We start from the raw sequence: 22,007 nt of genomic DNA, 5'->3' as shown, positions 1-22,007 counted from the left end.
ACCATGGCGATCCACAAGCCCTACCAGGACATCCCCGGCACCACCATCTTCGACGCCGACCAGGCGCGCAAGGGCTACTGGTTGAACCAGTTCTGCATGTCGCTGATGAAGGCCGAGAACCGCGCGCGCTTCAAGGCCGACGAGCGGGCCTACCTCGACGAATGGGCGATGACGGCGGCGCAGAAAGAGGCCGTGCTGGCGCGCGACCTCAACCAGTGCATCCGGCTGGGCGGCAACATCTACTTCCTGGCCAAGATCGGCGCGACCGACGGTCGCAGCTACCAGCAGATGGCCGCCGGCATGACCGGCATGAGCGAGGCCGACTACCGCGACATGATGCTGGCCGGCGGTCGCCGGCCCGACGGCACGCCGCGCGGCGGCAACAAGGACCACGACCGATGAGCACGCATGCGCGGATCACCGCATCCGTCTACACCTCCCACGTGCCGGCCATCGGCGTCGCGATGGACCAGGGCCGCACGCAGGACCCGTACTGGCAGCCGCTGTTCGCGGGTTACGAGCCCTCGCGCCGCTGGATGGACGCGAACCGGCCCGACGCGATCGTGCTGGTCTACAACGACCACGCCAACGCCTTCAGCCTGGACATGATCCCGACCTTCGCGCTGGGCACCGCGGAGCGCTACGAGCCCGCCGACGAAGGCTGGGGCCCGCGCGCCGTGCCGCCGGTCCACGGCCACGGCGAGCTCGCCGCGCACATCGCGCAGAGCGTGATCCAGCAGGACTTCGACCTGACGCTGATCAACCGCATGACGGTCGACCACGGTCTGACCGTGCCGCTGTCGCTGCTGTTCGGCGAGCAGTCGCCCGACGCGCCCGGCTGGCCGGTGCCGGTGATCCCGCTGGCGGTGAATGTCGTGCAGTACCCCGTGCCCTCGGGCCGGCGCTGCCTGCAGCTCGGCCAGGCGATCCGGCGCGCGGTCGAGAGCTTCGACGCGCCGCTGAACGTCCAGGTCTGGGGCACCGGCGGCATGAGCCACCAGTTGCAGGGACCGCGCGCCGGGCTGATCAACCGCGAGTGGGACAACGCCTGGATGGACCGCCTGATCGCGGATCCGCGCGGCCTGGCGGAGATGCCGCACCTGGACTACGTCCGCGAGGCGGGCTCCGAAGGCATCGAGCTGGTGATGTGGCTGATCGCGCGCGGCGCGATGGCCGATCTGGCCGATCCCGCCGAGGCGGCGGCTGCACCGTCGCCGCGCGTCGCGCATCGCTTCTATCACGTGCCCGCCTCCAACACCGCCGTGGGTCACCTGATCCTCGAGAACCCCTGAACCTCCGGAAGCCCCCATGACAGCACCGATCCGCATCGCATTGGCCGGCGCCGGCGCCTTCGGCCAGAAGCACCTCGACGCGCTGAAGCAGATCCACGGCGTGGAGGTGGTCTCGCTGATCAGCCGCGACCTCGACAAGACGCGCGAGACGGCCGCGAAGTACGGCATCGGCCACGCGACGACCGACCTCGACGAGGCGCTCGCCCGCGACGACGTCGACGCCGTGATCCTGTGCACGCCGACGCAGCTGCACGCATCGCAGGCGCTGGCCTGCCTGGACGCCGGCAAGCACGTGCAGGTGGAGATCCCGCTGTGCGACGTGCTCGCCGAGGGCGAGGCGGTCGTGCGCCGCCAGCGCGAGACCGGGCTGGTGGCGATGTGCGGCCACACGCGCCGCTTCAACCCGAGTCACCAATGGATCCGCCGCCGCATCGAGGCGGGCGACTTCAACATCCAGCAGATGGATGTCCAGACCTACTTCTTCCGCCGCACCAACACGAATGCGCTGGGCCAGGCGCGCAGCTGGACCGACCACCTGCTGTGGCACCACGCCGCGCACACGGTGGACCTCTTCGCCTGGCAGTGCGGCAGCCCGGTCGTGCGCGCGCACGCGCTGCAGGGGCCCATCCATCCGACGCTGGGCATCGCGATGGACATGAGCCTCCAGCTGCAGGCCGCCAACGGGGCGATCTGCACGCTGTCGCTGTCCTTCAACAACGAGGGGCCGCTGGGCACCTTCTTCCGCTACATCGGCGACACCGGCACCTACCTCGCGCGTTACGACGACCTCGTCACCGGACGGGACGAGACCGTCGACGTCAGCCGCGTCGCAGTCTCGATGAACGGCATCGAGCTGCAGGATCGCGAATTCGTCGCGGCGATCCGCGAACGCCGCGAGCCGGTCGCCAGCGTGGCGCAGGTGCTGCCCTGCTACCGGGTGCTGGCGGGACTGGAGAAGCAGCTGCGCGGCGGTTGAGGCGCCTCAGACCACCGCTTGCGATTGCGGCGGGCGCTGGGGGAAGAAGAGCGATTCCGGCGGGACGGGATAACCCAACGCGAGAACCCCGCAACCCATCGCATCATTGGCGGCATTCACATAGGTGAGGTGGCCTTCATCAAACTGGTCACTGGGGAGATCAAAGCGGGTTTCGCTGCAACCGAAGTTGACGCGAACGAGGTCGACGCTGTCGCGTTCTACAGAACGTCTGTCGAGGAGCTGATTGTCTCGGGACACCACTTCCAGAAGGATTTCGCCTCCGAAGTTGCGCGAGCGCACCTCCGAATCCGGGGCCAACTCCCCAAGATCGAAGACCCTGGGCTCGCTGCTGGCGGCAGGCCACAGCAGACCCGTCATCTGGCTCCATCCTTGCTGGAGCCCGCTCAGCAGCCAAGTCGACCAGTCCGCGGTGTCGCGCTCGTCGGTCGTCGGGGTCGTCGAGCTCCCGGATCCGGAAGCCACGGAGCGGGGCGCTTCAGTTTGAGCAATGACAGTCATCTCGATTCCTTTCAATCACCGGTCGGACCGGTTTTCAAGAGACAGGGACGGCGCGGGAAGTCCCCCGCGTCGGCGTGGCGCGGCTGCCGGATGGCCTCCGCCGCGACTGCCTTGGTGGGCCTCGCGCGATCGGGCGCTCGACCACCTCCGACGCGGTTAGGATGACCGCTTCGCCTGCCTGCCCCCGATGGACCGACCGCCCCTCTACGCCCCCCGCTCACTGACGCGACTGGCCCTGTGGCTCGCGGCGGGCAACTTCGTCATCGCCGCGGCGATCGTGGCGGCCACCTGGCTGGCCTTGCAGGCCGGGCGCGAGTCCGACCTCACCCGCGCCCGCGAGACCACCGAGAACCTGGCCGCCAGCCTCAGCATCGAGATCGGCGCCGAACTCAAGCAGGTCGACAACGCGCTGTCCACGCTGGCGCTGCAGGTCCGGCGCACGGGCGGCGACCCGGACCAGGTCCGTCGCGCGATCGAGCGCGCCCTGGCCGACCAGCGCAGCCTGCTGCCGCAGGTCGACGCGATCCGCATCACCGACGCGCGCGGGCAGGTGGTCTACGGACTGGCCGGCGAGGAAGGCGCGCTCAACGTCGGCGACCGCGACTACTTCCAGCGCGCCCGGGACGCCCGCGACGACGCGGTCGTCATCTCCGAGCCGCTGTTCGGCCGCGTGCTCCACAAGTGGGGCATCGCCGTCTCCCGCCGGCTGGAGCGCGAGGACGGCAGCTTCGCCGGCGTGGTCTACACGACGCTGTCGACCGAGCACTTCATCGAGAGCTTCAAGGGCCTGACCATAGGCGCGGAGGGCGCGATCTCGCTGCGCACCCGCAGCCAGCGCCTGATCGCGCGCTATTCGGCCACGGAGCCGCATTCGATACGCGGCATCGGCGACGTGATCGTGTCCGAGGACCTGATGCGCAAGATCGCCGCCAATCCGCATCAGGGCTGGTACATGACGCGGACCAAGCTCGACAACATCGAGCGCATCACCTGCTACCGCGAGGTGCGCGGCTATCCGCTGACCATCTTCACCGGCGCCAGCACCGCGGAGTTCCTGGCCGCCTGGCGCGGCGAGGTCGTGCAGCAGGCGGCGCTGGCCGGGGTGGTCATCCTGACGGTCCTGGGCTGCTCGGTGCTGGTCTTCCTGCAGCAGCGGCGCGACCGCCGCGCGGCGATCGGCCTGCAGCAGCTCGCGCTGGAGCAGGCGCTGATGCTGGACAACGACATGGTCGGCATGATGCGGCTGCGCGACCGCACGGTGGTCTGGAAGAACCGCGCGCTGGCCTCGCTGTTCGGTTACGCGCCCGGGGAGCTGCACGGCCAGACGACGCGGCCGCTGTACCTGGACGACGAGAGCTTCCGCGAGGTCGGCGACGCCGCCTATCCGGCGATCGCCGCGGGGCGCCGCTACCGCCGGCAACTGCGGATGCGGCGCAAGGACGGCACGCCGGTGTGGATCGACCTGAGCGGCGCGGCGGTGGCGGAGCGCGAATCGCTGTGGATGATGATCGACATCTCCGCGCTCAAGGAAAGCGAAGCCACCGCGCAGCATCTGGCGGTGCACGACGCGCTGACGGGCCTGCCCAACCGGGTCCGCTTCACCGAACGGCTGGCCGGCGCGATGACGCTGCTGGGCGAGCGCGTCGGGTTGGTGGCGGTGTGCTGGGTGGACCTGGACGGCTTCAAGGACCTGAACGACCAGTTCGGCCACGAGGCCGGCGACGTGGTGCTGCGGGTGGTCGCGCAGCGGCTGCTGGCCGGCGTGCGCGGGCACGACCTGGTGGCGCGCATGGGCGGCGACGAGTTCGCCATCCTGCTCACCGCGCTGCGCGCCGAGCACGAGGCCGAGCCGGCGCTGCGCCGCATGCTGGCCTCGGTGGCCGAGCCCATCCGGCTGCCCGACGGCGACCAGGCGACGGTCACCGCCAGCATCGGCATCGCGTTTGCCCCTCATCACGGCCGCCAGGCGGAGTCGTTGATGCGGCTCGCCGAAACGGCGATGACGACGGCCAAGCGCGCAGGCAAGCGCCGCTTCGTGTCGGCCAGCAGCCTGCCGGGGAATACCATGAACGCACCGAATTCGCCGTCGACCTCCGTCGGCCCTGACGCGCCCACGCCCGTGGACGCGATCGACACGCCCTCGGGTTCCGCTCCGGAGCCGGGGACCGAGTGGTCCAAGGACAAGGCGAAGGACGCCGCCAAGCCGTCGGCACCGCGCCCGCAGGACCCCGGCCCGCCGGCGGTGCCGGATCACTCGTTCGACGAATCGGTCGCCGGGGAGGAAGATCCGGGGGCCACGCTCGACGGCGAGGACAGCAGCCGCGTGCCGCCGTCGCGCCAGCCGCGCTGAGCTTGGCCGAGCCGGGAGATCGTCATGTCCGAGGAAACCTCCAGTCCGCACAACAGCGAACGCCATCGCGTGAACGTGCAGGACGACTATGAACTGCGGTATTGGGGCGAACGCTTCGGGGTCTCGCCGGAGTTGCTGCGGCATGCGGTCGACGCGGTCGGCACCAGCGCCAAGACCGTCGAGGAGTGGCTGCAGGCCCATCGCTGAGGCGCTAAGGCGCTAAGGCGCTAAGGCGCTGATGCGCTGATGCGCTGATGCGCTGATGCGCTGCGCCGCCATTCGCACCGTGACAGCCGGGCGCCCGATCGCCGCCTTGCCTGTTTCGTCTAATCGTATACGATAGACGAATGCTCCCCTGGATCAACGCCACCTCCCCCGACCTGCTCGCCGACGTGCGGGACACGTCGCTGGCCAAGCTCGTCCGCGACGAGGTCCTGAACGCGATCCTGCGCGGCGACCTGCCGCCCGGGCAGCGCATCAACGAACCCGATGTCGCGGCGCGCCTGCGCGTCTCCCGCGTCCCCGTGCGCGAGGCGCTGCGCGAGCTGGAAAGCACCGGCCTGGTCGCCGCCCGCAAGCACGCCGGCGTCTTCGTCCGCGTGCTCCAACCCAAGGAAGTCGCCAACCTCTATGAGCTGCGCAGCCTGCTCGACGGCCACGCCGGCCGTCGCGCCGCCACGCTCGACCGTCCCCGGCGCGACGCGCTCGTGAAGCGCCTGGAGACCCTCGGCCGCGAGATGAGGGCCAACGCCCGCCGTCGCGACGTCCAGGCGTACTACGCCGCCAACCTGGCCTTCCACTGGGCCATCGTCGAGGCCACCGACAACGAGCCGCTGACGCGCACCTACCAGGGCATCGTGCAGCAGCTGCATCTCTCGCGGCTGCGCAACCTGTCGCGCGACGTCGGCATGAAGGTGTCGATCGAGGAGCACGACCAGATCGTCGCCGCCCTCGACGACGGCGACGCCGCGCTGTGCCAGCGTCTGCAGGAGCACCACGTCAACGCGGCACACGATCGCCTGCGGGTGACGGAAGGCAAGACCGACGGCGACCGCCCGATCGATCACTCCGGCGACGGCATGAGCTAGGCCGCGACCGGGCGCGCGCCGGCGCACATCCCACCCAAGCAAGAACGAGGGCCATCACAAGAGCCCCGCTTCATCCGGAGACAAATCCATGACGAACCGACGATCCGTGCTGATCGCCGCTCCCGCGTTGCTGCTCGCCGCACGACGCTCCTGGGCGGCGGACACCTTCCCCAGCAAGCCGATCCGCTACATCGTGCCCGTCGCGGCGGGCGGCGGCAGCGACTTCATCGGCCGCGCGGTCTGCGAGCGCTGGGGCCACGCGCTCAACCAGACCTTCGTGGTCGACAACATGGGCGGGGGCGGCGGCGTGATCGCCACGCAGGCCACCGCCAAGGCGCCCGCGGACGGCTACACGCTGATGCAGGGCTACGTGGCCACGCACGGCACCAGTCCGGCCACGCGCAAGCTGCCCTACGACGCGGTCAAGGATTTCAGCCCCATCGGCATGATCGGCGGCACGCCCAACGTGCTGGTGGTCAACACCTCGGTGCCGGTCAACGACCTCAAGGGCTTCATCGAGTACTGCCGCAAGAACCCCGGCAAGCTGAGCTACGGCTCCTCGGGCGTGGGCTCGCTGACGCAGCTGGTGATGGAGCTGTTCAAGCAGCAGTCCGGCGTCTTCATGCTGCACGTGCCCTACCGCGGCATCGCGCCGGCCTTCACCGACCTGATGGGCGGACAGACCCACGCGATGTTCCCCGGCCTGGCCGCGGCGCTGCCGCACATCCGCTCCGGCCGCGTCAAGCCGCTGGCGGTCACCGGCACCGCGCGCAACCCGACGCTCAAGGACGTGCCCACGCTGATCGAGTCCGGCTTCAAGGGCTTCGACGCGATGCAGTGGTACGGCGTCGTCGGTCCGGCCGGCATCCCCCCGGCCGTCGTCAAGCAGCTCAACACCACGCTGAACACCATCCTCAAGGCACCGGACATGCGCGAGAAGCTGGCCGGTGAGGCCGTCGATCCGACGGCCATGAGCCCCGAGCAGTTCGGCCACCACATCCAGGCCGAAGTGGCCCGTTGGACCGCGCTGGCGCGCGACCGCAAGATCCAGGTCGACGACTGAGCCGCCGACCGGACAGCCCCTCCCCGACACGACTGAGAACGAGAGCACCTCATGGCACGCAACACCCAGGTCGCCGCCGACCACAACGCCCCGCCCATCACCCAGATCCTCGCCCGCTACGTGGCCACGCATCCGTCGCGCGGCTGGAGCGACGCGGTGGACCACGAGGCCCATCGCACCTTCATGAACTGGGCCGGCTGCGCCGTCGGCGCCGCCGGTCACGAGGCGATGCACGCGGCGCTGTCCGCCGTGCGGATGCTGGAACCGTCCGCGCAGGCCAGCGTCCTCGGCCGCGCCGAGAAGGTCGACATGGCCGGCGCCGCGCTGCTCAACGGCATCAGCTCGCACACCTTCGACTTCGACGACACCCACCTGAAGACCATCATCCATCCGGCGGGTCCGGTGGCCTCCGCCGCGCTCGCGCTGGCCGAGCACCTCGGCTTGTCCGGCCGGCAGCTGATCGACGCGATGGTGCTGGGCATCGACGTGTCCTGCCGCATGGGCAACCTGGTCTATCCGGAGCACTACGACCGCGGCTGGCACATCACCGGCTCCACCGGCACGCTGGGTGCCGCGGCGGCCTGCGCGCGGCTGCTCGGCCTGGACGAGCACAAGACCCAGATGGCGCTGGGCATCGCCGCTTCGCAGCCCGTGGGCCTGCGCGAGCAGTTCGGGACCATGACCAAGCCCTTCCACCCGGGCGGCGCGGCGCGCGCCGGGCTGCTGTCGGCGCTGCTCGCGAAACACGGCTACACGGCCAGCCCGCGCGCGTTGGAGGCGCCGCGCGGCTTCGCGCAGGTGGTGTCGACGAAGTACGCCTGGAACGAGGCCACCGACGAACTCGGCGAGCGCTTCGAGATCTCCTTCAACACCTACAAGCCCTTCGCCTGCGGCATCGTGATCCATCCGAGCATCGACGCCGCCGTGCAGCTGCGCGAGCAGGGCGTGAGGCCCGAGGACGTCGAGCGCATCGAGCTCAAGGTGCACTCGCTGGTGCTGGAGCTCACCGGCAAGAAGGAGCCCGCGGACGGCCTGCAGGGCAAGTTCAGCGTCTATCACGGCGTGTCGGCCGGGCTGATCTTCGGCCGCGCCGGCGAGCCGGAGTACGACGACGCGATCGTCAACCGCGAGGACGTCGTCGCGCTGCGCCGCAAGGTCGTGGCGACGGTGGACGACAGCATCGACGAGGCCTCGGTCGACATGACCGCCGTGCTGCGGGACGGCCGCCGCGTGCACGTGTTCGTGGAACACGCGATCGGCTCGCTGCACAAGCCCATGAGCGACGCGGCGCTCGAGGCGAAATTCCACTCGCAGTCGGACGTCGTCATCGGCGCCGCGCGCAGCGACGCGCTGATCGCGGCCTGCTGGCAGCTCGGCGGCCTGGCCGACGTGCGCGAACTGACCGCGCTGGCGCGTCCCTGAGAGGAATCCCACGATGCGCGGCTACACGCTCCAGCATCGGGCCGGTCATGCGGAGCTGCTGTTCCGCGACGACCTGCCCCGCCCTGCCCCCGGTCCCGGTCAACTGCTGGTCCGCGTCCGCGCGGCCGGGCTGAACCGCGGTGAACTCCTGGCCGGTCACGGCCCGCAAGGCGGCGGCCCCAAGCCGCTGGGCGCGGAGGCGGCCGGCGACGTGGTCGAAGTCGGCGCCGGCGTGCAGGGCTGGAAGATCGGTGATCGCGCCATGGGCCGCTGCACCGGCGGCTTCGCCGATTTCGCGCTGATCAGCGAAGCGGAGGCGCTGCACGTGCCGCCGGCGCTCGACTGGACCGAAGCCGGCGCGATCCCGCTGACCTTTCTGGTCGTCTACGACATGCTGGTGGTCCAGGGCCGCCTGAAGGCGGGCGAGACGCTGCTGGTGGCGGGCGGCAGCTCCGGCGTCGGCGTGACCGCACTGTCGGCGGCCAAGGCGATGGGCGCGCGGGTGATCGCCACCTCGGGCAGCGCCGCCAAGCTGACGCGGCTGATGACGCTGGGATTGGATCTCGGCCTCGAAACCCGCAAGCCCGACTTCGCCGCGGCGGTGCGCGAAGCCACCGAAGGCCGCGGCGCGGACCTGGCCATCGACACCGTCGGTGGCAGCGTCTTCGCCGAATGCGTGCGGTCGCTGGGCTTCCAGGGACGCCTGGCGATGGTCGGCTACGTGGACGGCGTCCTCACGGCCGAGCTCGACCTCGAAGCGCTGCATGCGCGGCGACTGCATCTGTTCGGCGTCTCGAACAAGCTCCGCACGCCGCAGCAGCGCGCGGAACCGGTGCCCGGCTTCCGGGCCGACTGGTTGCCCCTGTTCGCCGACGGCCGCCTGCGACCCGTCGTGGATCGCGTCTTCCCCTTCGAGGAACTGGCGCAGGCCAAGGCCTCGATGGAGCAGGCCGAGCATCTGGGCAAGATCGTGCTGGCGGGCAGCGCGGACTGATCACCAAGGAGAGGGCCATGAACGTCCAACGTCGAGAACTCTGTGCGGTGGGTGCCGCGTCGCTGCTGCTGAGCGCTTGCGCGTCGTCGACGTCGACGTCGATGGACGGCGCCGGCGGTGGATCGGACATCGGTTCGGCGGGCGCCGCAGGCTCTGCGGCGGCCCGGGCCGCGGCTGCCGAGCTGAGTGGCACCGGCAAGCTGCGCGCCGCGATCAACCTCGGCAATCCCATCCTGGCCAGCCGCGGCGCGGACGGCGAGTTGCGCGGCGTCTCCGTGGACCTCGCCCGCGAGGCGGCGCGGCGCCTGAACGTCGGCATCGAGCTGATCGCGTTCAACGCGGCGGGCAAGGTCGTCGAGGCGATCAAGGAGAAGCAGGTCGATCTGGCCTTCGTCGCCATCGACCCGTTGCGCGGCGCCGATACCGACTACACCGCGCCCTACGTGATCATCGAAGGCGCCTACCTGGTCCGCAACGATTCGCCGCTGCAACGCAACGAGGACGTGGACCGTACCGGCACGCGGATCGTCGTCGGCCGCGGCAGCGCCTACGACCTGTACCTGACCCGCGAGATCAAGTCCGCCACGCTGGTGCGCGCGCCGACGTCGCCGGCGGTGACCGACATGTTCATCGCCGACACGCTCGAGGTGGCCGCGGGCGTGCGTCAGCAGCTGGAGGCCGATGCGCGTCGCGTCGGCGGCGTGCGCCTGCTGCCGGGCCGCTTCATGGTGATCGAGCAGGCGATGGGCGTGCCCAAGGGGCGCGTCGCGGCGCAGCGCTGGCTCAGCGCCTTCGTCGAGGAGATGAAGGCCTCGGGCTTCGTGGCCGAAGCGCTTCGTCGGCATCGGATCGAAGGCGCGCTCGTGGCGCCGCTGCGCTCGGCCCGTCCCTCCCCTTGAATGGAAGCCTGTCCTACACCGTCGCTATCCTCCTGGCGTTAATCTCAAGCGCGACCGCATCTTGAAGGAGACCCCATGGAATCGCCCACCCACCAGTTCCACGATCTGTTCGACCAACTCGGCCTGCCCTCCTCCGAAGCCGACGTCCGGGAGTTCATCTCCGTGCACCGCCCGCTGCCCGGCGACGTGAAGATCACCGAGGCCCCGTTCTGGACCGAGCCCCAGAAGCGCCTGCTCAAGGAGCTGCTGCTGCAGGACGCGGACTGGGCGGAGGTCGTCGACCAGTTGAACGTGGCGCTGCACTGATCGCACGGCGCACCTCGGCGCACCTCGCCGCACCTGCCTGCCCTCCTCGGGAAAATCGCCCAGGCGATCTCCGACTTCCGCCGATGCGCGGGGCCGGTGACGCTGCCTATGGTTGAGTTCTGACGACCTGTTCCTCCGGCTCCGGGGGCTGCGCGCATGAACGACTCGACCAAACACCACGCCCGCCGCCCGGCGGTGCAACGGGAATCCGCCGCCGAGCCCGGCCAGAAAGTCGGCAGCCAAGCGGCGGCGAGGCCTTCCCGCGACTCCGTCGCCGGACTGCAGGCCGCCATCGCGGGCTCTCCGCGCATGCTGGCCCAGCGCCGTGCCATCGCATCGACCTTCGGCGTCGTGCAGGCCAAAGGGGCCGGCGGACCCAAGATCGGCTTCGCGTTCGCCCCGGGCGACGAGGCCGAGCGCGTCACCGGCAGGGAGCTGGTGACGCAGGCGTGGGAAGCCGCCCGTACCGCGCGCAAGGGGCTCAAGACGGGGTGGATGACGGCGAGCCTGGATGCCTCCGGCCTGAAGGGCGGGGCCAAGGCCGGCGACTATGCGGCCCATCTCGAGGGGATCGCCGACGAGGAGGCCCTGTTCCGCGCCGAGCTCAAGGGGAAGCCGGGCATCCTCTGCGCGGACGACGCCATGTCGATCAGCTACAAGACCGACACCATGGTGGCGGCCCTGGAGATCGCCACGTTGAAGGTCGGCGCCGACGCCTTCCACCCGAAGGCGAAGAAGGACGGCGACAAGGAGACGGCACGCGGACTCTTCGTGAAGGAAGGTCGGGAAGCGTCGACGTCCAGCGGCGGCGCTCCGAAGGAGTACGTTCAGGACAGCTCGGGCTCGGGGACGCTCACCCGGCGCTATGCCTACGTCGAGAAGAACTTCTACCAGATGATGGACTTCTTCAAGACGGGCACCATCACCGGGAGGTTCCAGCAGGCGCTCGCGGCGGCGGGGATGGAAGCTCCCGACGCCTCGATCGCCACGCCGAAAGCGCAGAAGATCCAGACGGAGCCGGCCCCCAAACTCACCACCGAGCAGATCGCCGTCGCCCACCAGTTCATGGGCAGCAGCTCAGAGCAGCGAGGCGTCAGCCTCACGTCCACGGAGAAGGTGGGCGGCACCATCGGCAATGAAGGCAAGAACTTCCGCGAGGCCGGCGGCTTCCGGCTCAAGGTCGACCTGGCCCTCGTTCCCCCGGACATCCGGCTGATCAATCACTACAGCCACGGCGGCATGCTGGACACCGACCTGGCCGCGGCCAAGGTCCAGGGCGTGTCGAACGACGTCGGCCACACCGGCAAGAACTACAAGTACGGCGCCAGCGTGACGAAGAATCGGGAGCTCTTCCTGGAGCGGCTCCGGCCTGAATGGGTCGTCGAGATCGAACACCACGGCGACGGAGGCTATGCCAGCGGCAACGGCTCCGGTTCCGGACCCGGCACCCGGACGGCGATCGCGGGCAGCGATTCCTTCCAGACGGCAGGGACCGCCTATTCGGCCTACTGGACGGCGTTCGACGCCACGCTGGCCGGCACGGAGGTCGCCCCTGACGCCGTGTCGCAGAAGGGCAAGGACAGCGCGACCCTCATGATGGACGGATACGCGTATGCCGGTACCGTCAACCTGACGACGGCAAGGCCGGTCTCGGGCGCGGCGGCCCATGCGGAGCTCAAGGACTTCGACGTCGGCGCCAAGGCAGCCAAGAAAGACGATTTCAACAAGAAAAAGCGCGCCTTCGCCCAGTGGCAGATCGGCTATGTATGGGGACGCGTCAAGACGACACGCTTCGCGAACTCGGGGGAATACGCCACCGCGATGTCGACGTTCTATGCACAGGCCAAGAAGGACTGAGCCTGCGCCCCGTGCGGTCGCCACCCGATCGCTTGCCCATTCATCGTCACGGCGGCAGGATTGGGCAAAACTCCGGCAGCTTCGTGCGTTGCCCGGATCCGGTCCGGGGCGAACAATCCGCTCCATCGACACGAATCCCCGTTCACCCCTTGCGGAGCCGACAGCCATGAACAACTTCAGCCTCAACACGCCCACCAAGATCCTCTTCGGGAAGGGCCAGATCGCCGGGATCGCCGGCGAGATCCCCGCGGACGCCCGCATCCTGATCACCTACGGCGGCGGCAGCATCAAGAAGAACGGCGTGCTCGACCAGGTCCGCGAAGCGCTGACCGGCCGCACCGTCTTCGAGTTCGGCGGCATCGAGCCCAACCCCACCTTCGAGACGCTGATGAAGGCCGTCGAGGTCGTCAAGGCCGAGAACGTCGACTTCCTGCTGGCGGTCGGCGGCGGCTCGGTCGCGGACGGCACGAAGTTCATCGCCGCGGCCGCGCAGTACGACGCCGCCAAGGACCCGTGGGAGATCCTCCTGACCCGCGGCTCCAAGGTCAAGAGCGCCGTGAAGATGGGCGTCGTGCTAACGCTGCCGGCCACCGGCTCGGAGTCCAACAACGGCGCCGTCGTCAGCCGCAAGGCCACCGGCGACAAGCTGCCGTTCTTCTCGGCGTACACGTATCCGGTGTTCGCGGTCCTGGATCCGGTCACCACCTACAGCCTGCCCGCGCGCCAGGTGGCCAACGGCGTCGTCGACGCCTTCGTCCACACGGTCGAGCAGTACCTGACCTACCCGGCCGAAGGGCGCATCCAGGACCGCTTCTCCGAAGGCATCCTGCTGACGCTGATCGAGGAAGGTCCGCGCGCGCTGGCCGAGCCGGAGAACTACGACGTCCGCGCCAATGTGATGTGGAGCGCGACGCAGGCCCTCAACGGCCTGATCGGCGCCGGCGTTCCGCAGGATTGGGCAACGCACATGATCGGCCACGAGCTGACGGCGATGCACGGCCTGGACCACGCGCAGACGCTGGCGGTCGTGCTGCCCTCGGTGCTCGAGTACAAGAAGGAGCAGAAGCGCGCCAAGCTGCTGCAGTACGCCGACCGCGTCTGGGGTCTGCGTGACGGCAGCGAGGAGCAGCGCATCGATGGCGCCATCGCGGCGACGCGCGCCTTCTTCGAACAGCTGGGCGTCGGCACGCGGCTGTCGGCCTACGGCCTGGACGGCAGCACCATCCCGGCGATGATCGCCAAGCTGGAGGAACACGGCGGCAAGGCGCTGGGCGAGCACCAGGACGTCCGTCTCGAGGACAGCCGGCGCATCCTCGAAGCCGCGCGTTGACCTGCCTCGATGGCCACCACCCTCAACGACAGCATCCGGCGACGGATCATCGACACCGCGACGCGCTACAAGTCGGGCTCGTTCTCGACGCCGTCGCCGGTGGACGGTGTGCGCATCCTGTATTCGGAGACGGCGCATCCGCGCACGCCGGTGCTGTACGAGCCCTCGATCGTCATCGTCGCGCAGGGCGCGAAGGTGGGGCACGTCGGCGAGAAGACCTTCCGCTACGACGCGGAGAACTATCTGCTGCTGACGGTCCCCCTGCCCTTCGAGTGCCAGACGATCGCGAGCAAGGCGGAGCCCTTCGTCGGCGTGTCCATCGACATCGACACCGCCGTGCTGCAGGAGCTGCTGATCGAACTGGAGGATGAACCCCTCGATCGCCCCGCGAGCCTGGACGCCGCCGGCGTCAACAGCGCGGCCTTCACCGAGGACGTGCTCTGCGCGATCGAGCGGCTGTTCGACGCGATGCACCGCCCGCGCGACGCGAAGGTGCTGGGCAAGCTCATCCTCAAGGAGATCATCTACCACGTGCTGTGCGGCGACAGCGGCGCGGCGCTGCAGGCGCTGGCCAACCGGCACACGCACTTCGCGCAGGTGACCAAGGCGCTGCAGCACATCGAATCCAACTTCGCCAAGCCGCTCAGCGTCGAGCAGCTGGCGGGGCTGGTGAACATGAGCGTGTCGGCCTTCCATCACAACTTCAAGGCGGTGACCAACACCTCGCCGCTGCAGTACGTGAAGAGCTACAAGCTGCACAAGGCGCGGCTGATCATGCTCAACGAAGGCGTGAAGGCCGGCGTCGCCGCGACCCGCGTGGGTTATGAGAGCCCGTCGCAGTTCAGCCGGGAGTTCAAGCGCTACTTCGGCGCCACGCCGGTGGACGAGGTGGCGAGGTTGCGGGCCTTCAGTCCGTCGGTGTCGTAGCAGGCGCGCTCAAGGCAAAGAGCGACGCGGAGGGCGACACAGAGGGTGACGTCGCGGGCGATGGCCTCGGCTGTCGGTGATTTGCTGACACGCAGTACGGGGCAAACCGGACGCGGGGCACCGAAGTCCGGAGATACCGCGCGAGGGGGGCCGGGGTCACACTGCCGCAACGCCATCGCACCGAGCCCAACGCCATGAAGATCCTCCTTGTCGACCCCTCCCCGTCGTGGATCGCCACCCTGCGCTATCGCCTCGCCGAGGTGCCGGGTGCCGTCGTCGTGGCCCAGTGCGCCTGTGAGGAGCACGCCGTGATCACCGCGGCGCTGTGCCAGCCCGACATCGTCATCTGCGACGTGGCCCTGAGCGAAGGCTCCGGCCTGAACACGGTGGCCCGCATGCGCAAGTCGGGCTTCCGCGGCGTGGCCTTCGCGATCAGCAACGCCGACGAGGCGCTGTTCGGACCACGCTGCATGGACGCCGGCCTGAACGCCTTCTACAGCCGTGAGTTCGAGCTGGACGCGCTGCTGGACACGCTGCGCGAGTTCTCGGACACGCCGCTGACGTTCAACCTCCCCAAGCTCCGACAGCTGGCCGTGGCGGCTTGAGGTCGCCGGGCTGAGCAGCGCGTCGCGCTGCGTTGCGTCCCCGCAGATCGAGGCGGCCCATCGCCTCGATCGCCCCTTGCTCCTCTTGATCGTCCAGCGCCGGCACCCGCCGTCACACCGGACATTGGCTTGCCCAACATTACAAGTTTTGTTGTAATGTCGATCATGGACAAGACGACTGCGCTGGCCGGCATAGGCGCCCTGGCACATCCAATCCGACTCGACGCGTTCCGTGCCCTCGTGGTGGCGGGCGAGCAAGGCCTGACGCCGGGGGCGCTCGTCGACATGCTCGGTGTCGCCTACGCCAAGCTGGGCTTCCATCTCAAGGACCTCAACGAAGCGGGACTGGTTACGTCGGAACAGGTCGGACGGAACGTGGTCTACCGGGCCGTCTACCCGCAGATGAACGCGCTGCTCGCGTACCTCACGGAGAACTGCTGCCAGGGCGCGCCCTGTGCCGTGGCGCCGGGATCGCTCCCGGCATCGCCGCCCACATCGAGCCGTTGCGGCTGCTGACCGGAGAACCGCCATGGCATCGACGTTCTGCAACGTGCTCATCCTGTGCACACACAACTCCGCCCGAAGCGTCCTCGCCGAGGGCATGCTCAATCACTGGGCGAGACGGCTCGACAAGGACCTGCGGGCTTTCAGCGCGGGCAGCGCGCCCAGCGGCCGCATCAACCCATTGGCGATCGACGCGTTGGCGACTGCCGGCGTCGAGACGACGGGTCTCCGGAGCAAGAGCTGGGACGAGTTCACCACTTCGGACGCTCCGCCGCTGTCCATCGTCATCACCGTGTGCGACAGCGCCGCGGCCGAGCAATGCCCGGTCTTCTTCGGCGGCGCCGGGCAACCGGTCAAGGTGCACTGGGGTTATCCGGATCCGTCCAATGCCGAAGGCGGCGACGCAGGGAAACGCCGCGCGTTCGAGCTGACACGGCAGGCCATCGGCTATCGCATGCTGCAGCTCGCGCAGCTGCCCCTGGCGACGATGAGCCGGGCGGAGCTCCGGCAGGCGCTGGGCGAGATCGCCCGGAGCTGACGCGATGACGCTGCCTCGCAAGCTGTTCGCCGAACTGCTGGGAACGGCGCTCCTGCTGACCATCGTGATCGGCTCCGGCGTGATGGCGGAGCGCCTGTGCGGCGGCAACATGGCCGTCGCGCTGCTCGCCAACGCGCTCGCCACCGTGGGCGGTCTGTACGTCCTCATAGAGGTGTTCGGCCCGGTCAGCGGCGCCCACTTCAATCCCGCCGTCAGTGCCGTCATGGCGTGGCGAGGCGAACTCACGAGAGGCGCGCTCCTGACCTACGTCGTTGCCCAGCTGATCGGCGCCGTCCTGGGCGCCTGGCTCGCCCACGCGATGTTCGACATGAGCCTGCTGCAGTTCTCCACCAAGGTGCGCGGCGGCGCGGGCCAATGGATCGCGGAAGGCGTCGCCACCTTCGGGCTGCTGCTCGTCATCCTGCGCGCGCCTCCGACGCGGGTGGCCGCCATGGTCGCGGCCTACATCGGCGCGGCGTACTGGTTCACGGCGTCGACATCCTTCGCCAATCCCGCCGCCGTCGTCGGTCGCCTGTTCAGCGACAGCTTCGCCGGCATCGCGCCTGCGAGCGCACCGGGCTTCATCGTCTCCGAGTTCATCGGCGCGGCCCTCGCGGTCGGCGCGCATCGACTGCTGTCATCGCCTGGCACCGCTGGCCGGAAAGCTTCCCTTCATCCACCGGATCCTGCACACCATGTCTGATCGCCTCTTCCCCGATGCCACGTTCCCGGCGCTGAACGAGGACCTGCTGGAGACCCCCTCGCGGGATCGGCTGACGGCGCCCGCGCCCTCACGCCACCCTCCGCGCATCCTGATGCTGTACGGCTCGCTCCGCGAGCGGTCGTACAGCCGCCTGTTGACCTTCGAGGCGGCGCGTCTGCTCGAACGCATGGGTGCGGAGGTCAGGATCTTCAACCCGACCGGCCTGCCTCTGCCGGACGATGCGCCCGACACGCATCCGAAGGTCCGCGAGTTGCGCGAGCTGGCCGCCTGGTCCGAGGGCATGGTGTGGTGCTCGCCCGAGCGGCACGGCGCGATGACCGGGATCATGAAGGCGCAGATCGACTGGATCCCGTTGTCGACCGGATCGGTACGCCCCACGCAGGGCAAGACGCTGGCCGTGATGCAGGTGTCGGGCGGCTCGCAGTCCTTCAACGCCGTCAACCAGCTGCGCGTGCTGGGTCGCTGGATGCGCATGCTGACCATCCCCAACCAATCGTCGGTGGCCAAGGCGTTCGCGGAGTTCACGGAGGACGGACGAATGAAGCCGTCCTCCTTCTACGACCGCGTGGTCGACGTGATGGAAGAGCTGGTCAAGTTCACGCTGTTGACGCGGGATCTCGGCCCCTCCCTGCTGAACCGCTACAGCGAGCGCAAGGAGACCGCGGCGGAACTGGCCACGCGCGTCGAGCTGGGCGCGGCGACCGGCTGCGGCTCGAAGTCATCCAGCTGCTGCACCTGAAGGCTCACTGCGCGCCCGCCCCGATGGCGTGCCGCAGCCCTTCCAACGCTGGCTCCACGACCGTCATGTCCGCCCCTTCCGCAAACGCCGCATAGGCCGGATAGAGGAACTCCGGCGCGCCGCGGATGCGGCGCAGCTTGCCGCTCTCCAGGTGCTTGCGCACCACCGCCAGGCGGAAGTAGCCGGAGCCTCCAGCGGCCAGAACGTATTCGCGCCCCAGCGGACCCAGGCCGGCGGACACGCCCGCGTGCCCCATCTCGGGGAAGGCCAGCGCGTGTTGCGCCGCGAATTCCGGGCCCCAGTCGACGTAGACATAGTCCTCGGGATCGAGCTTCTGCCCGCGCTTGCGCGTCGTGACAAGCACAAGCTTCTCTTCGAGCAGCAACTCGATGCGCAGCCCCGGCCGCTGCTGCGGCGCGTAGACCACGGCGACGTCCAGGGTCCCCGACGCCACGCGATCGATCAGGTCGGCCGGGAAGCCGACTTCGGTGCGCAGGGCCAGATGCGGCGCCGACGTGCGCATCCACAGCAGCCAGTCGAGCAGCAGCGGATCCCAGAGACTCAGCTCGCAGCCGATGGTCATCACCGATTCACGACCCGGCGGCAGTGCCACCTGGTGACGCGCGCGCTCCCACACCTGCACCAGCATCGAGGCGTAGCGCGTGAACTGCTCGCCCGCGGGCGTCAGGGTCGCACCGGCCTTGTTGCGGACGAACAGCACGGTGCCGAGCTGTTCCTCCAAGGTCCGCACCCGCGCGCTCACCGCCGTCTGCGTGACGTGCAGGGTCTCAGCAGCGCGGACGAAACTGCCCGCGGCCACGATCTCGAGAAAGGTGCGCGCCAGCGTGATGTCCACCGGAGTCCTCGTCGTTGCGAATGAATGCAACTATTCTGCACTCAAGCAGCAATAAGACTCGCTTTACCTGCATCCAACGCTGATCGACGATGGCGGCATCGACATGCCCATCAGAGGCGACAGGAGCCCGTCATGAGATCCGCAACGACGCACGCCATCCACACCCGCCGCGCAGCGCCGGTCCGGCAGCAGGCGATCCCTTCATGGCTGGACAAGCTGCTGACCTGGCTCTTCAGCGGCCTGCGCGACGACGCGTACATCCACTGAGTCGCCCCACCGCTGCCCGCGCCGTCACGGCGTGCGCGTCAGCACCGCCTTCGCCCGCCAGCGCTGCGGGAACAGCTGCCGGAGCTGATCCACCTTCGGCAGATCGTTGATCACGATGTACGGTTCGCGCGGGTTGAGTTCCAGGTAATCCTGGTGATAGCCCTCCGCAGGATAGAACGCCTTGCCCGCCTCGATCTTCGTCGCCAACGCCTTCGGGAACGAGCGCGCGCTGTCCAGCTGCGCGATGTAGGCCTGCGCCACGCGCGCCTGCTCGGCATCGCGCGGGAAGATCGCCGAACGGTACTGCGGTCCGGTGTCCGGTCCCTGGCGATCGAGCTCCGTGGGGTCGTGCGCGACCGAGAAGAAGATCTGCAGCAACGCGCCGTAACTGACCTGGCGCGGGTCGTAGGTGATCTCCACCGCCTCCGCGTGGCCCGTCATGCCGCTGCCCACCATCTCGTAATGCGCGGTGCCCGCGTTGCCGCCGGCATAGCCCGACACCACGCGCGTCACGCCCGTCACGTGCTGGAACACGCCCTGCACGCCCCAGAAGCAGCCGCCCGCGAAGACCGCGGTCTCCGTGGTCCTGCCGGTGACGGCGGCGACGTCCGAGGTCGGCGCCGCGATCACGGTCGCATTGGCCGGGCGCCCCAGCGCCAATCGCTGACTCCAGAGGAACACGAGCGGCACCGACAGCGCGCCCAGCAGCAGCAGGCGCCGGCGGCTCGCTGCCTTCGAGGCCTTCAACGCCTCCGAAGCCGACAGGCCGGCTGCACGTGAGGGGTCAGGGTTGATCATGGTCATCCTTTCATGGCCGCGAGGGCCGATTCAACCGAAGGTGAAGGCGTAGGCGAGCACGCCGGGGTCGAGGAACTCGATGCTGAAGTCGCGGTCCTTCAACGGGCCGTCGCCCTGCCGGATCAGCTGGTACAGGCGCTGGCCGCCGACGGTGCCGTTGCCGTCGGCATCGACGTCGATGCCATGGGCGTTGCCCGGTCGCTGACCGTCCAGCGTGACGCGAAATCTCACGGTCTTGCCGGTCGGCGCACCCAGCACCAGGTGCAGGTCCCGCGCATGGAAGCGGTAGACCACCCTCGCCTGCGGCTTGAGCGCGGTCGCCTGCTGCGGCCCGACGCGCCACTGCCCGTCCAGCGCCCAGTCGTTGAGCGCCAGCTGCGCGGGCGCCGCATAGGCCGCCGGCTGGTCGCGCACGGCAGCCGGCTTGGCCACGAAGCGTTCGGCACGCTCGTAGCCGACGTAGGTCTCGGGGGACCCGACTTCCTGGCTGCCGGCGGCCGATTCAACACCCTGGGCCTTCACGTCGACCATGCCGCCGTCCATCGGGGCGCTGCCGTTCTCGCGCAGCAGCTGCTGGATGACCGCCTCCGACTTCGCATACTCGCCCTCGCCGAAATGCTGGAAGCGCACGCGCCCCTGCCCGTCGATGAAGTAATGCGCCGGCCAGTAGCGGTTGGCGAAAGCGCGCCAGATCGCGAAGTTGTTGTCGACGGCGATCGGATACGTCACGCCCAGGTCGCGCGCGGCCTTGCGGACGTTGTCGACGTCGCGCTCGAAGGCGAACTCCGGCGCGTGCACGCCGATGACCACCAGCCCCTGGTCGCGGTACTTCTCCGCCCAGGCTTTCACGTAGGGCAAGGACCGCAGGCAATTGATGCAGGAGTAGGTCCAGAAGTCGATCAGCACGACCTTGCCGCGCAGCGACTCCGCCGTCAGCGGCTTGGAGTTCAGCCACTCGACGGCGCCGCCGAGCGACGGCAGTCCGCCCAGGTCCGGCAACGCGCCCGCGCCGCCATGACCGGCCGACATCATCATGGCCCCGCCGGATCCACCGGATCCGCCCGAGCCCTCGGCGGCACCGGTCATGGCGCCCGACATCGCACCGGTCATCGCCCCTTGCATGGCACCCTGCATCGCGTTCTTCGGTGCCATCGCCGTGTCGGTGCCCGCGGCAGCCATCATGGCCGACTGCCGCGCAGGCGCCATCGCAGTCGGCGACGTTTCAGTCTGGAGGCGTTCCAGCAGGCGCTGCTCGAAACCGCCCGTGGACGCGATCGACAACTGCGACAGGGCCCCGGTGTCCAGGCCGAACGTGATGGCCGCGACGCCCGCCAGCATCGCGACGCCCAGGCCGCGACGCAACCACTCGCCGCTGCCCAGGTGGCGCTTCATGGCGGCGAACACACGTTGCCCCGCCAGCAGCGCGACCGCCAGCGAGGTCGCGGCGCCCAGGCCGTAGGCCAGCAGCAGCAGGCTGGTGTGGAGACCCGCACCCTGCAGCGCCGCCGTGGTCAGGACGAGGCCGAGGATGGGGCCCGCGCACGGCGCCCACAGCAGTCCGGTCGCGACGCCGAGCACGAACGAGGACCACGGCCCGCCGCGTCCCGACGTCGACGATTGCGCGCGCGACGACAGGCGATCGCCTACCGCGACGAACGGACGCGCGACGGCATCCGCCAGTCGCGGCCACAGCAGCGCCAGCGCGAAGACCGCCATCAGCACGAGCGCCGCCGCACGCCCCGCCTGGTTGGCGCGGACCACCCAGCCGCCGCCGACCGCGGCCAGCGTGGCCACCAGCGTGAACATCAAGGCCATGCCCGCGAGCATCGGCAGCACCGAGCGCGTGAACGGCTGCCCGGCGCGCGCGAAGACGAACGGCAGCACCGGCAGGATGCAGGGGCCGACGATGGTCAGCACGCCGCCGAGGTAGGTCAGGAGAAGCAGCAGCATTGG

General features: G+C 69.4%; 24 protein-coding genes. 20 read left to right on the top strand and 4 right to left on the bottom strand.

Features of this window, described 5'->3' with window-relative positions; translation table 11 throughout:
• Positions 1 to 3 precede the first annotated feature (3 nt).
• The 3 genes from ligA to ACQZ13_RS15000 are packed head-to-tail and all read left to right on the top strand — an operon-like array spanning position 4 to position 2,268.
• Complete coding sequence (ligA, locus tag ACQZ13_RS15010; protein WP_431053250.1) at positions 4 to 402, top strand: protocatechuate 4,5-dioxygenase subunit alpha; 399 nt, start codon at positions 4 to 6, stop codon at positions 400 to 402.
• Entirely contained in the window at positions 399 to 1,292 is an 894-nt protein-coding gene (locus ACQZ13_RS15005) for a class III extradiol dioxygenase subunit beta (protein WP_431045701.1), read from the top strand. The genes ligA and ACQZ13_RS15005 overlap by 4 nt, the downstream gene beginning before the upstream one ends.
• Before the next feature lie 16 nt (positions 1,293 to 1,308).
• Positions 1,309 to 2,268: a Gfo/Idh/MocA family oxidoreductase gene (locus tag ACQZ13_RS15000; protein ID WP_431045699.1), complete on the top strand. Its 960-nt coding sequence runs from the start codon at positions 1,309 to 1,311 to the stop codon at positions 2,266 to 2,268.
• Between the two features lie 6 nt (positions 2,269 to 2,274).
• On the opposite strand, the gene ACQZ13_RS14995 is transcribed toward ACQZ13_RS15000, so the two are convergent.
• Positions 2,275 to 2,787 carry a hypothetical protein gene (locus tag ACQZ13_RS14995; RefSeq protein WP_431045697.1) on the bottom strand — a complete coding sequence of 171 codons (513 nt, stop codon included), beginning with the start codon at positions 2,785 to 2,787 and terminating at the stop codon, positions 2,275 to 2,277.
• Positions 2,788 to 2,974: 187 nt separating this feature from the next.
• Between ACQZ13_RS14995 and ACQZ13_RS14990 the strand changes: the two genes are divergently transcribed.
• From ACQZ13_RS14990 to arsH, 16 genes are all read left to right on the top strand, one after another.
• The gene (locus ACQZ13_RS14990; RefSeq protein WP_431045695.1) at positions 2,975 to 5,137 is read left to right on the top strand and encodes a diguanylate cyclase domain-containing protein; all 2,163 of its coding nucleotides are present in this window, start codon (positions 2,975 to 2,977) and stop codon (positions 5,135 to 5,137) included.
• 24 nt (positions 5,138 to 5,161) lie between these two features.
• Positions 5,162 to 5,344, top strand: a complete 183-nt coding sequence (locus tag ACQZ13_RS14985; protein ID WP_088404346.1) for a DUF3606 domain-containing protein — start codon at positions 5,162 to 5,164, stop codon at positions 5,342 to 5,344.
• A 140-nt stretch (positions 5,345 to 5,484) separates the two neighbouring features.
• Entirely contained in the window at positions 5,485 to 6,225 is a 741-nt protein-coding gene (locus ACQZ13_RS14980; protein WP_431045692.1) for a GntR family transcriptional regulator, read from the top strand.
• Between the two features lie 88 nt (positions 6,226 to 6,313).
• Positions 6,314 to 7,288: a Bug family tripartite tricarboxylate transporter substrate binding protein gene (locus tag ACQZ13_RS14975; RefSeq protein ID WP_431045690.1), complete on the top strand. Its 975-nt coding sequence runs from the start codon at positions 6,314 to 6,316 to the stop codon at positions 7,286 to 7,288.
• Positions 7,289 to 7,339: 51 nt separating this feature from the next.
• The gene (locus ACQZ13_RS14970; RefSeq protein WP_431045688.1) at positions 7,340 to 8,710 is read left to right on the top strand and encodes an MmgE/PrpD family protein; all 1,371 of its coding nucleotides are present in this window, start codon (positions 7,340 to 7,342) and stop codon (positions 8,708 to 8,710) included.
• 13 nt (positions 8,711 to 8,723) lie between these two features.
• A complete protein-coding gene (locus tag ACQZ13_RS14965) occupies positions 8,724 to 9,704 on the top strand; it encodes a zinc-binding dehydrogenase (protein ID WP_431045686.1) in 981 nt (326 codons plus the stop codon).
• A gap of 17 nt (positions 9,705 to 9,721) precedes the next feature.
• Entirely contained in the window at positions 9,722 to 10,603 is an 882-nt protein-coding gene (locus tag ACQZ13_RS14960) for an ABC transporter substrate-binding protein (protein WP_431045684.1), read from the top strand.
• Positions 10,604 to 10,678: 75 nt separating this feature from the next.
• Positions 10,679 to 10,909, top strand: a complete 231-nt coding sequence (locus ACQZ13_RS14955; protein WP_431045682.1) for a DUF2789 domain-containing protein — start codon at positions 10,679 to 10,681, stop codon at positions 10,907 to 10,909.
• A gap of 156 nt (positions 10,910 to 11,065) precedes the next feature.
• Positions 11,066 to 12,766 carry a hypothetical protein gene (locus ACQZ13_RS14950; RefSeq protein ID WP_431045680.1) on the top strand — a complete coding sequence of 567 codons (1,701 nt, stop codon included), beginning with the start codon at positions 11,066 to 11,068 and terminating at the stop codon, positions 12,764 to 12,766.
• Between the two features lie 166 nt (positions 12,767 to 12,932).
• A complete protein-coding gene (yqhD, locus tag ACQZ13_RS14945; protein ID WP_431045678.1) occupies positions 12,933 to 14,096 on the top strand; it encodes an alcohol dehydrogenase in 1,164 nt (387 codons plus the stop codon).
• A gap of 9 nt (positions 14,097 to 14,105) precedes the next feature.
• Complete coding sequence (locus ACQZ13_RS14940) at positions 14,106 to 15,023, top strand: AraC family transcriptional regulator (RefSeq protein ID WP_431045676.1); 918 nt, start codon at positions 14,106 to 14,108, stop codon at positions 15,021 to 15,023.
• A gap of 194 nt (positions 15,024 to 15,217) precedes the next feature.
• A complete protein-coding gene (locus ACQZ13_RS14935) occupies positions 15,218 to 15,628 on the top strand; it encodes a response regulator (RefSeq protein ID WP_431045674.1) in 411 nt (136 codons plus the stop codon).
• Positions 15,629 to 15,793: 165 nt separating this feature from the next.
• A complete protein-coding gene (locus tag ACQZ13_RS14930; RefSeq protein ID WP_431045672.1) occupies positions 15,794 to 16,144 on the top strand; it encodes an ArsR/SmtB family transcription factor in 351 nt (116 codons plus the stop codon).
• Positions 16,145 to 16,157: 13 nt separating this feature from the next.
• Positions 16,158 to 16,670, top strand: coding sequence for an arsenate reductase ArsC (locus ACQZ13_RS14925; RefSeq protein WP_431045670.1), 513 nt, complete (start codon positions 16,158 to 16,160; stop codon positions 16,668 to 16,670).
• A gap of 4 nt (positions 16,671 to 16,674) precedes the next feature.
• Complete coding sequence (locus ACQZ13_RS14920; RefSeq protein WP_431045668.1) at positions 16,675 to 17,373, top strand: aquaporin; 699 nt, start codon at positions 16,675 to 16,677, stop codon at positions 17,371 to 17,373.
• Positions 17,366 to 18,133 (top strand): arsenical resistance protein ArsH, encoded by a 768-nt coding sequence (arsH, locus tag ACQZ13_RS14915; protein WP_431045666.1) that lies wholly within the window; start codon positions 17,366 to 17,368, stop codon positions 18,131 to 18,133. Before ACQZ13_RS14920 ends, arsH begins: the two co-directional genes overlap by 8 nt.
• A 4-nt stretch (positions 18,134 to 18,137) precedes the next feature.
• Here the strand turns inward: arsH and ACQZ13_RS14910 are convergent, their stop codons facing one another.
• A complete protein-coding gene (locus tag ACQZ13_RS14910) occupies positions 18,138 to 18,989 on the bottom strand; it encodes a LysR family transcriptional regulator (protein ID WP_431045663.1) in 852 nt (283 codons plus the stop codon).
• 132 nt (positions 18,990 to 19,121) lie between these two features.
• Here ACQZ13_RS14910 and ACQZ13_RS14905 point away from each other — a divergent pair, with 132 nt between their 5' ends.
• A complete protein-coding gene (locus ACQZ13_RS14905; protein ID WP_431045661.1) occupies positions 19,122 to 19,256 on the top strand; it encodes a hypothetical protein in 135 nt (44 codons plus the stop codon).
• Positions 19,257 to 19,280: 24 nt separating this feature from the next.
• Here ACQZ13_RS14905 and msrA read toward each other — a convergent pair whose 3' ends face one another.
• Positions 19,281 to 20,054, bottom strand: a complete 774-nt coding sequence (msrA, locus tag ACQZ13_RS14900; protein ID WP_431045659.1) for a peptide-methionine (S)-S-oxide reductase MsrA — start codon at positions 20,052 to 20,054, stop codon at positions 19,281 to 19,283.
• A 30-nt stretch (positions 20,055 to 20,084) separates the two neighbouring features.
• A complete protein-coding gene (locus ACQZ13_RS14895) occupies positions 20,085 to 22,004 on the bottom strand; it encodes a cytochrome c biogenesis protein DipZ (RefSeq protein ID WP_431045657.1) in 1,920 nt (639 codons plus the stop codon).
• Positions 22,005 to 22,007: the final 3 nt, after the last annotated feature.

The organism is Roseateles sp. L2-2 (assembly GCF_050613215.1).
Taxonomy (GTDB): domain Bacteria; phylum Pseudomonadota; class Gammaproteobacteria; order Burkholderiales; family Burkholderiaceae_C; genus Roseateles; species Roseateles noduli.
Note: the sequence above shows the minus strand (reverse complement) of the source record. Positions and strands in the feature narration are given on the sequence as shown.

Excerpts from the sequence above, each read along its gene's own strand:
- ACQZ13_RS14930 (WP_431045672.1), top strand. The coding sequence starts at position 15,794 with ATGGACAAGACGACTGCGCTGGCCGGCATAGGCGCCCTGGCACATCCA.
- yqhD (WP_431045678.1), top strand. The coding sequence starts at position 12,933 with ATGAACAACTTCAGCCTCAACACGCCCACCAAGATCCTCTTCGGGAAG.
- ACQZ13_RS14920 (WP_431045668.1), top strand. The coding sequence starts at position 16,675 with ATGACGCTGCCTCGCAAGCTGTTCGCCGAACTGCTGGGAACGGCGCTC.
- ACQZ13_RS14960 (WP_431045684.1), top strand. The coding sequence starts at position 9,722 with ATGAACGTCCAACGTCGAGAACTCTGTGCGGTGGGTGCCGCGTCGCTG.
- ACQZ13_RS15005 (WP_431045701.1), top strand. The coding sequence starts at position 399 with ATGAGCACGCATGCGCGGATCACCGCATCCGTCTACACCTCCCACGTG.
- ACQZ13_RS14935 (WP_431045674.1), top strand. The coding sequence starts at position 15,218 with ATGAAGATCCTCCTTGTCGACCCCTCCCCGTCGTGGATCGCCACCCTG.
- ACQZ13_RS14905 (WP_431045661.1), top strand. The coding sequence starts at position 19,122 with ATGAGATCCGCAACGACGCACGCCATCCACACCCGCCGCGCAGCGCCG.
- ACQZ13_RS14975 (WP_431045690.1), top strand. The coding sequence starts at position 6,314 with ATGACGAACCGACGATCCGTGCTGATCGCCGCTCCCGCGTTGCTGCTC.
- ACQZ13_RS15000 (WP_431045699.1), top strand. The coding sequence starts at position 1,309 with ATGACAGCACCGATCCGCATCGCATTGGCCGGCGCCGGCGCCTTCGGC.
- ACQZ13_RS14990 (WP_431045695.1), top strand. The coding sequence starts at position 2,975 with ATGGACCGACCGCCCCTCTACGCCCCCCGCTCACTGACGCGACTGGCC.
- ACQZ13_RS14980 (WP_431045692.1), top strand. The coding sequence starts at position 5,485 with ATGCTCCCCTGGATCAACGCCACCTCCCCCGACCTGCTCGCCGACGTG.
- arsH (WP_431045666.1), top strand. The coding sequence starts at position 17,366 with ATGTCTGATCGCCTCTTCCCCGATGCCACGTTCCCGGCGCTGAACGAG.
- ACQZ13_RS14895 (WP_431045657.1), bottom strand. The coding sequence starts at position 22,004 with ATGCTGCTGCTTCTCCTGACCTACCTCGGCGGCGTGCTGACCATCGTC.
- ACQZ13_RS14985 (WP_088404346.1), top strand. The coding sequence starts at position 5,162 with ATGTCCGAGGAAACCTCCAGTCCGCACAACAGCGAACGCCATCGCGTG.
- ACQZ13_RS14970 (WP_431045688.1), top strand. The coding sequence starts at position 7,340 with ATGGCACGCAACACCCAGGTCGCCGCCGACCACAACGCCCCGCCCATC.
- ACQZ13_RS14965 (WP_431045686.1), top strand. The coding sequence starts at position 8,724 with ATGCGCGGCTACACGCTCCAGCATCGGGCCGGTCATGCGGAGCTGCTG.
- ACQZ13_RS14995 (WP_431045697.1), bottom strand. The coding sequence starts at position 2,787 with ATGACTGTCATTGCTCAAACTGAAGCGCCCCGCTCCGTGGCTTCCGGA.
- ACQZ13_RS14940 (WP_431045676.1), top strand. The coding sequence starts at position 14,106 with ATGGCCACCACCCTCAACGACAGCATCCGGCGACGGATCATCGACACC.
- ligA (WP_431053250.1), top strand. The coding sequence starts at position 4 with ATGGCGATCCACAAGCCCTACCAGGACATCCCCGGCACCACCATCTTC.
- ACQZ13_RS14925 (WP_431045670.1), top strand. The coding sequence starts at position 16,158 with ATGGCATCGACGTTCTGCAACGTGCTCATCCTGTGCACACACAACTCC.
- ACQZ13_RS14950 (WP_431045680.1), top strand. The coding sequence starts at position 11,066 with ATGAACGACTCGACCAAACACCACGCCCGCCGCCCGGCGGTGCAACGG.
- ACQZ13_RS14955 (WP_431045682.1), top strand. The coding sequence starts at position 10,679 with ATGGAATCGCCCACCCACCAGTTCCACGATCTGTTCGACCAACTCGGC.
- msrA (WP_431045659.1), bottom strand. The coding sequence starts at position 20,054 with ATGATCAACCCTGACCCCTCACGTGCAGCCGGCCTGTCGGCTTCGGAG.